General features: G+C 57.0%; 4 protein-coding genes. 1 reads left to right on the top strand and 3 read right to left on the bottom strand.

From position 1 onward, the window contains the following. Nucleotides 1-244: 244 nt before the first annotated feature. Nucleotides 245-532, bottom strand: a complete 288-nt coding sequence (locus Q8Q07_06775; GenBank protein ID MDP3879988.1) for a DUF2769 domain-containing protein — start codon at nt 530-532, stop codon at nt 245-247. Nucleotides 533-697: 165 nt separating this feature from the next. Beyond that, nucleotides 698-1216 (bottom strand): DUF5666 domain-containing protein, encoded by a 519-nt coding sequence (locus Q8Q07_06770; GenBank protein ID MDP3879987.1) that lies wholly within the window; start codon nt 1214-1216, stop codon nt 698-700. A 304-nt stretch (nt 1217-1520) separates the two neighbouring features. On the opposite strand from Q8Q07_06770, the gene Q8Q07_06765 reads away from it, so the two are divergent. Further along, the gene (locus Q8Q07_06765) at nt 1521-6179 is read left to right on the top strand and encodes a PKD domain-containing protein (protein MDP3879986.1); all 4659 of its coding nucleotides are present in this window, start codon (nt 1521-1523) and stop codon (nt 6177-6179) included. An 84-nt stretch (nt 6180-6263) separates the two neighbouring features. Here the strand turns inward: Q8Q07_06765 and Q8Q07_06760 are convergent, their stop codons facing one another. Then, nucleotides 6264-6755 carry a CHRD domain-containing protein gene (locus tag Q8Q07_06760; GenBank protein MDP3879985.1) on the bottom strand — a complete coding sequence of 164 codons (492 nt, stop codon included), beginning with the start codon at nt 6753-6755 and terminating at the stop codon, nt 6264-6266. Between the last annotated feature and the right edge of the window lie 723 nt (nt 6756-7478).

Here is a 7478-nt window from a genome sequence, read left to right as displayed (position 1 = left end):
GGAAGGCTTCAGCCCGAGTTCAGCGTTCGACTGAGCTCATGCCGAAGTCCCGAGGGTGTCTGGTGGATACCCCTCACCTTAATCCTCTCCCGCAAGGGGCGAGGACACAGTGAAGCCAATTGCGCAAGCAAGCGCTAGTATCCTGTATCACTTAAATTGTAAGATCGTCATTGCGAGGGCTTCGCCCTCGCAATGACGATTTTGGTGGCTATCTCTTAAACGAAGAATTAAGCATTACAACGTACTAAGCTGACGCCCCATCACGGCAGAAGTAGAGCGGCGGTTTTCCTCCTGATAGCTTGTACTGCATATAAACAGGACAGGCGATGCAGATGCACTCCTTTTTGAAATCAAGGTCCGGGCAGGCAGCCTTACCGGCAGCGCAGTACAGCCCGGGCACCTCCTCGTGCTTCAGGGGATTATGCCTGGGACCCTTCAGCAGTTCCGCGGAGCACTGACTCTGACTCTCCACCGGACACGAGGGACAGATACACTGGTTCACTTTCTCCTCGGTGAAAGGTATATCGGCCATTGTTACCCTCCTGAGTTATTATTCATACGCAAATCATTGTAGCACCGCTTTCGGCCGGGCCAGTATACGTACAGCTACCTAATCTGGCGAGGGGATATAAAAAGTGGAACTCCTTTTCAGGAGCTCCACTGCTTCCCTTGATGTGACGGATTTGTTTGAGGCCTGTTAGTCTTTTTCAACATCTATCTCGCGGGCGAGGACCTTGAGGATGTCACCTTCCAGTCTGACACCGGCGCCCTCGGTGAGCATGCCGTCAATTCCGGTATCTTCACCAATGAGCACCTTAATGCCGTCAACCTTGATGAACTTATAACCTTCCACCAGGTGCAGCATCGTAATGGTGCCTCTTACCTCCGCCGTGCCATCACCACGGCCACGAACCTCGATGTCTTCCGGCTCATCCCGGACTTCAATGTCACCGGCCAGGAGCTTCAGCAGGTCACCGTCAATCTCCACTTCGGCGCCAACCATCAGCATACCATCAACATCGGTATCCCCATCAATAATGACTTTGATACCGTCCACCTTTATCCAACCGGTGCCGTCTTCTTTCAGATAGGTCGCCTTTATGGTGCCATCTATCTCGATATCAGTATCGGAACCGGCCGCGTAAACCGGGCTGGCAAATCCGAGCGTAATCAAGGCAAGCGTCAGCAGAACACTAAACAATCTGTTAACGTTCATCTGCACACCTCCTTTTTATTCTCTATACCCATTGTCCTGCTTTTTGAGGCAAAAAAGCCATGACTTTGGTCACATTCATCCTATATCTCAGGTAATTAAGTATGCAGGTAGGTAGTACCTAAGTATGGATACGTATTCCAGTGACAAATGGGAAAGCATAATATTTAAGATACGGGTACACGCCCGTGCTTTTGTGGCATTAGCAAAGAGTAAAAATCAAGGAGGTGCCAGGGGTGAAAAAAAGAATAACTGCCATTATCTCTTTTGTGGCATGAGCAAGAATAAAACTTAAGGAGGTACCAAGGTGAAGAAAAGAATAACTGCCATCATCTCGTCAGTATTGCTACTAATTATGCTGTTGCCAGTACCGGTACGGGCGGCACCTGATGCAGCTCCAACCAATCTCAGGGCATCGGTGCAGGCGGCTCCGCTGGGAGTGGTGCTAACCTGGACGGATACCTCTACCAACGAGGCGGGTTTCAGGGTCTATCGCGCTCTGGCGCCCGGTACGGACTTTGTCCAGGTGGGCGTAGACCGTCCTGCCAGTGACCCGGCTACCGCCACCGGGTCCAGGTCAACTACTGACGATACTGTGCAGGCCGGTATCACCTATAGTTACCGGATTGTAGCGTTCGATGGCCTCGGTGAGGAGTCGGCGCCAACCAATACGGTGACCATCACTGCAACGGTGCCGGCGGCGCCGTCAGGGCTTGTTGCCACCCAGCAGGCGGGACCGCCGCAGACGGTCACCCTGAACTGGACTGACGCTTCCACTAACGAAGCCGGCTTCAAGATTGAGAGGGCTGATGACACCGGTTTCACCCAGAACGTGGTGCTGAACGCCGTGGCATTCAACACGACGAGCTTCATTGATGCCAGCATTCTGCCCGGCGCCACCTACTCCTACCGTGTCTCCTCCATCGGCAATGCGCCCAGCCTGTCAGCGCTGTCAAACACGGCGACCATTACGGTCAACGCAGCGGCGGGCATGGCGGTGGGACCGGTAGTTCCTATCGCCGGATTCCCGACACCTAACGGCTATCCGTCCTTTTACCAGGATATCCTCGCCACCAGGCTGCAGATGCTGCCCATCGGCCCGGAGAACCTGGCGGACCCAGCAGACCCGGCAAATCCTTATTCGGTGGCCGTCGGCTTCGGGGCTGAAGCTTTCTACTACGTGGCCGAGACCGAGAATGACTTCGGTCTGATAGAGTTTGCCATGGAAGCCGTATGGGCAAATGCTACTGAATCGCCCGTCCCTGGCGACGAGGCGATGATGAACCGGGTTCGGTTCAGATTAGATGCGGACTTAATGGGTGGCAGTGGCGACTACACCATTGTGACCCCTTATGGCACTTTCAACTTTCCCGGCGTAGTGGCCGACCCTTTAAGCAACCGTGAAATCAACTTCACACAGGATATTCTAGGGGCGGGACAGGATTTTGTCACGGCTATTACTCCCCTGCCCGGTGTCAACATGGTTGACGTTTTCCTGCGCCCGGTGACCGCTCCGCCCGGCGCCTGGGGAGTCACTAACGGCATCAATAACGGCGTTACCGGGCCGGTCACAGGCGCCCCGGGGCGGCCTAATTTTGTCAGGATTACCGGTCCTCTTGGCTTTGATAGCGGGGAACTCCTCGACTTCGCAATATTCGGGCGTGAGTTGACCGCCGCGGTCACCCCCGGCTTCACCGCCAGTGTTGCCTCCGGTACCGCACCCCTTGCCGTCCAGTTTACCGATGCTTCTGTCGGCGCGACGACCTGGGCATCGGACTTCGGTGATGGCACTACCAGCACTGCCCAGAGCCCGAGCAAGACCTACAACGCTGCCGGCAACTTCATCGCCAGACTGACGGCTTCCAATGCCGGAGGAACGGCAACTACATCGCAGATGCTCCATGTCTACGCCGTACCGGTGGCTTCCTTCACCGCCGCGGCGGGCGCCACGCAGACCACCATCGATTTCACCGGCGCGGCCACGGGCAACCCCACCGGCTGGCACTGGGACTTCGGTGACAGCAGTGCCAACAGCACGGCCCAGAGCCCCACGCATGTGTTCGCCGCCCCTGGCGAGTACACCATTAGCCTGACCGCCTTCAACCCGGCAGGCTCGCACACATCTACTCAAATAATAGCTGTAGGACCGCCGGCAGCGCCGACTGACCTGGCCAACACAGCTATCGACCTCACCGCGGGGACGGCTACTTTCACCTGGACCGACAACTCCGAGGCCGAAGCGGGGTTCGTCCTGGAGAAAGCGGCGGCAGATACCTTTGCTACAATACTCCAGTCGTTTAATATTCCCGCCAACGCGGTAGCGTCTCCCAGCACCGCAACCTTTACCGAGTCCGGTTTCATCGATGGAAACTTCTTCTACCGCATCGTGGCGGTGAATGCGCTCGGCCAGCGCTCCGCGGCGTCCAACACCGTGCTGGTGAATGCCGCTTTGCCGACGGCTCCAACCAACCTGGCGGCGGAGATTCTCGCAGGCCCCGCGCGCATTCGTCTAACCTGGGTCAATACCGCTACTAACGCGATCGGTATCCATATAGAACGGTCGGCAACCCCGGAATTTACAACTATCACCCACCTTGCCGAGTTGCTGCCTGCCGTCTCGGCTGCCTTCACCGATGAATCGGTCGTGCTCGGCAATACCTACTCATACCGCGTTCACGCCTTCAGTGCCGGGGGAATGGGACCGAATTCCAACGTGGTCACGGTTACCGTGGATGTACCTGCCGCACCCGCCGGTCTGACCGCCGGAGTAGCTTCACCCACACAGGTAACCCTGAACTGGACCGCGTCCCCCAGCGCCACCGGCTATCTGGTTCAGCGTTCCATTGGTACCGACAATGTCACCTTCACGCAGATCGGCACCAACACCGCCGCCACCTTCAATGACGGGACGGTGACTGTCGGCAATGTATACAACTACCGCGTCTTCGCCACTAATATCCTCGGTCCTTCCGCCAGTGCTTCAAACACGGCTACGGTGGAACTGCTTGCGCCTGTCGCTCCCGTGCTGAACCCGGCCACAGCGCAGGCTACCGGCGAGATTGTCCTCACCTGGAATAATGTGGCCAATGAGTCTGGTTACCGCGTCACGCGCTCCACCGACAACACTACATTCACTCAGATTGCCGAGGTAGGCATCGATATTACTACTTATACCGATAGCGCGGCTGCGCCGGAGACCACCTATCAGTACCGCGTCACCGCCTTCAACGGTCTCAGCGGCCCCAGCGATGGAATCTCGAACACTGTTATCGCGACCTCGGCAACACCGACAGCGGCTCCGGCAGCACCGACCGGACTCCAGGCTAACGCAACCGCTTTCAATAACGTTAACCTGACCTGGACGGATGGTTCCGCTAACGAGGCTGGCTACAGGGTCTGGCGCGCTACATCGGCTAATATCACTAACTTCTCCGTCATCGCCACGCTTGCGCTTAACAGCCAGGCTTACGCTGATACCGGAGTAGCGGGGCTACCCCTACCCATACGGTACCAGGTAACGGCTTTCAACAGCATCGACAATTCTACCGCGGCCGGTCCGGCTGAAATCACCTCGCTACCGGCTGAGCCTTCATCTGGCGGTGGCGGCGGCGGTGGTGGCGGCGGCGGCGGTGGTGGTGCGCTGACCACAGCAGTCGGCCTAAGCGGGCTTAGCAGCACTACCACGCTGCGGGTCAGCTCCAGCGGTGTAGTGGAGAGTGCCGTCAGCCTGCGCAGCGCGGCGAATGACATTACCATCAGTATCGCCACCGGCACTACCCTGAAGACCGCCGCAGGCGCTGCCCTCAACCTGATGTCCATTAACACCCCAACGACTATGCCGGAGGCTCCGGATGGTAAAGCCATAGTTATCGCCCGGGAGTTCGGCCCGGCTGGCGCTACCTTCAACCCGGCCATAACCTTGACCTTCGCCTATGACCCGGCTGAGCTACCGGCAGGGATGACGGAAAATAATCTGGTCATCGCCTTATGGAACGGCTCCTCATGGGAAATGCTGGAGACCACGGTGAATGCCGAGGCCAATACCGCATCAGCAAAGGCAAGCCACTTCAGCACCTATGCCTTGCTGGCGCAGCAACCACCCGAAATGACAATCTCTTCTCCCCAGAGCGGGGCGACCCTCTCCCCGGGCAATATCACCATAGCCCTGGAAATCTCTAACTTCACCCGCAAGGCGCCCGGCGGAGACCCTGTCCCCGGTGAAGGTCACATCCACTACTATATGGATGTTGATATTCCCACCACCCCCGGCCAGCCTGCGGTAACCGCGGCGGGTACCTACAAGGTAACCAATGAGGACGAGGTTGTCTGGGAGAACGTGTCACCCGGCACGCACACCTTCGGGGCGCAACTGGTCAACAACAACCATACTCCCCTTGACCCGCCGGTTACTGCCACGGTAACGGTAACGGTTGCAGCGCCACCGCCACCTCCTCCTACAGCGCCGGCACCGTCTGTCAGCATCGTCTCTCCCCCGAGTGGGGCAACCCTTCAACCCGGGAACATCACGGTGAGGATTTCGGTTGCCGATCTGGAACTGGTGGCTCCCGGTGCGCCGGTTTCCGGACAGGGCCACATCCACTATTACATGGATGTTGATGATATTCCCACCACACCCGGCCAGCCCGCGGTAAGCGCCCCCGGTACCTATAAAGCCGACCCCAGCACCAGCATCGTCTGGGAGAACGTACCGGCAGGGACGCATACCTTCGGGGTGCAACTGGTGAAAAATGACCATACTCCGTTTGAGCCGCCGGTTACCGCCTCAGTAACGGTAACGGTACAGGCCCCGGCCCCAACTCCACCAACAACACCGGAGCCAACACCAACTCCCGAAGCTCCTCCGGCCGGACCTAACTGGGGTCTCATCATCGGGCTGATTGCGGCGGCAGTGGTAATCGTCATAGCTACCATTATGATACGGAAAAGGAGCATGGCGAGAGGATGATTAACAGCTAGATCAAGCAGGTCAAACAAAAGAAGAGGGGCGCTGTACAGCGCCCCTCTTCTTTAATGCCGGCACTCAATCGGCTCAAGGCATCGGTGTTACTATCTGCCCTCTAATCTCTCCGGGCGGGTTCGCGCTGGTATGGACGTTAACGTAGGTATTACCGGCCTTTATTTCCGCAACCAGCGCATCCAGAGGCATTCCAGCCAGGGGTCCTTTAAGTTCCGCGGCAGTAATTGTTCCCTGCGCCAGTACCCCGTCAAACGGACCGGTCAACGGCCCACCAAAGAGCCCGGCAACCACCGGCCCATTGGCGCCCGCCGGCGCCAGATGAATATGCGAGGCGATGATATCACTGGTGCCGCTTACGGTTAGTGTGTACGTCAATTGGGTACCGTCAGCACTGGGAATGAAGGTTGCCTCACCTGAAGCCATTGTGGTCACCGGCGGCACTTCTCCTGACCCGGTAAGGGTGGCGGTAAAAGTGCCCGGCGCCATCCCGGATGTAGTCCCGGCACTTAGCGCCAGCATTGCTGTGACGAGAACCAGACTAAAAATCACTTTCTTGACTGTCATCGTGCTCGCCTCCCTTTTTTATTTAATCCTATTGATTGATTCTTCGGTTATATGATAACCCACATTTCCGGAATCTCGTAGGACAAAAGTCACAACGGGGGAAGAAAAAACCAAGGCTGCAGACAAATTGGCAAAAGGATTATCCAAACGAATGCGCTTTGATACAACCTCGTCTCTTTTTTTGTGGATAAGGCCTAGAAATTCAGCCGAAAGCCCCCTTCTGCGAAGCAAGGCCTCTCGGTAGACCATGCCCATAGTGGCGCATTAACCACAAATAGCCTGAGCGCCATGGTTGTGATGGCAATAATGAGACCTTGATGAAAAGCGGCAAAAAAGGAAGCACCTGGCTGATTTATCTTTCCCATCAATCCGAGCTTCGTGGCCACCAGGGTCAGGTTAGCTACCGTGGCTGCCATGAGTAGCTGGAACAGGCGAGCCGTTGGGCAGCACCTCTAACCGGACTCTCGGCCGTTCCCCGGCCGAGAGTCCGACGTTGTCAATCCTGGTAGGGCCGCCTGTCTGGAAGGAACGTCTACCTACAACCCTGCCATCATCGCCGATTGATTTGATAGGGTACCTCTGGAATCACTTCCCGTTCTTATCATCATCTATCCTGTATCCGGGTGGCGACCATTGTGCCGTCTGCCATCTCGACGAACCTGACCCTGGCGCTCTTGCCCACTGCCAGGTCGTCATCCAGCCGCGTAGAGCCGGTGATTTTGA

This window comes from Dehalococcoidales bacterium, assembly GCA_030698765.1.
GTDB lineage: Bacteria > Chloroflexota > Dehalococcoidia > Dehalococcoidales > UBA2162 > JAUYMF01.
This window is presented reverse-complemented; position numbering and strand designations above follow the sequence as displayed.

Excerpts from the sequence above, each read along its gene's own strand:
- Q8Q07_06775 (MDP3879988.1), bottom strand. The coding sequence starts at position 532 with ATGGCCGATATACCTTTCACCGAGGAGAAAGTGAACCAGTGTATCTGT.
- Q8Q07_06770 (MDP3879987.1), bottom strand. The coding sequence starts at position 1,216 with ATGAACGTTAACAGATTGTTTAGTGTTCTGCTGACGCTTGCCTTGATT.
- Q8Q07_06760 (MDP3879985.1), bottom strand. The coding sequence starts at position 6,755 with ATGACAGTCAAGAAAGTGATTTTTAGTCTGGTTCTCGTCACAGCAATG.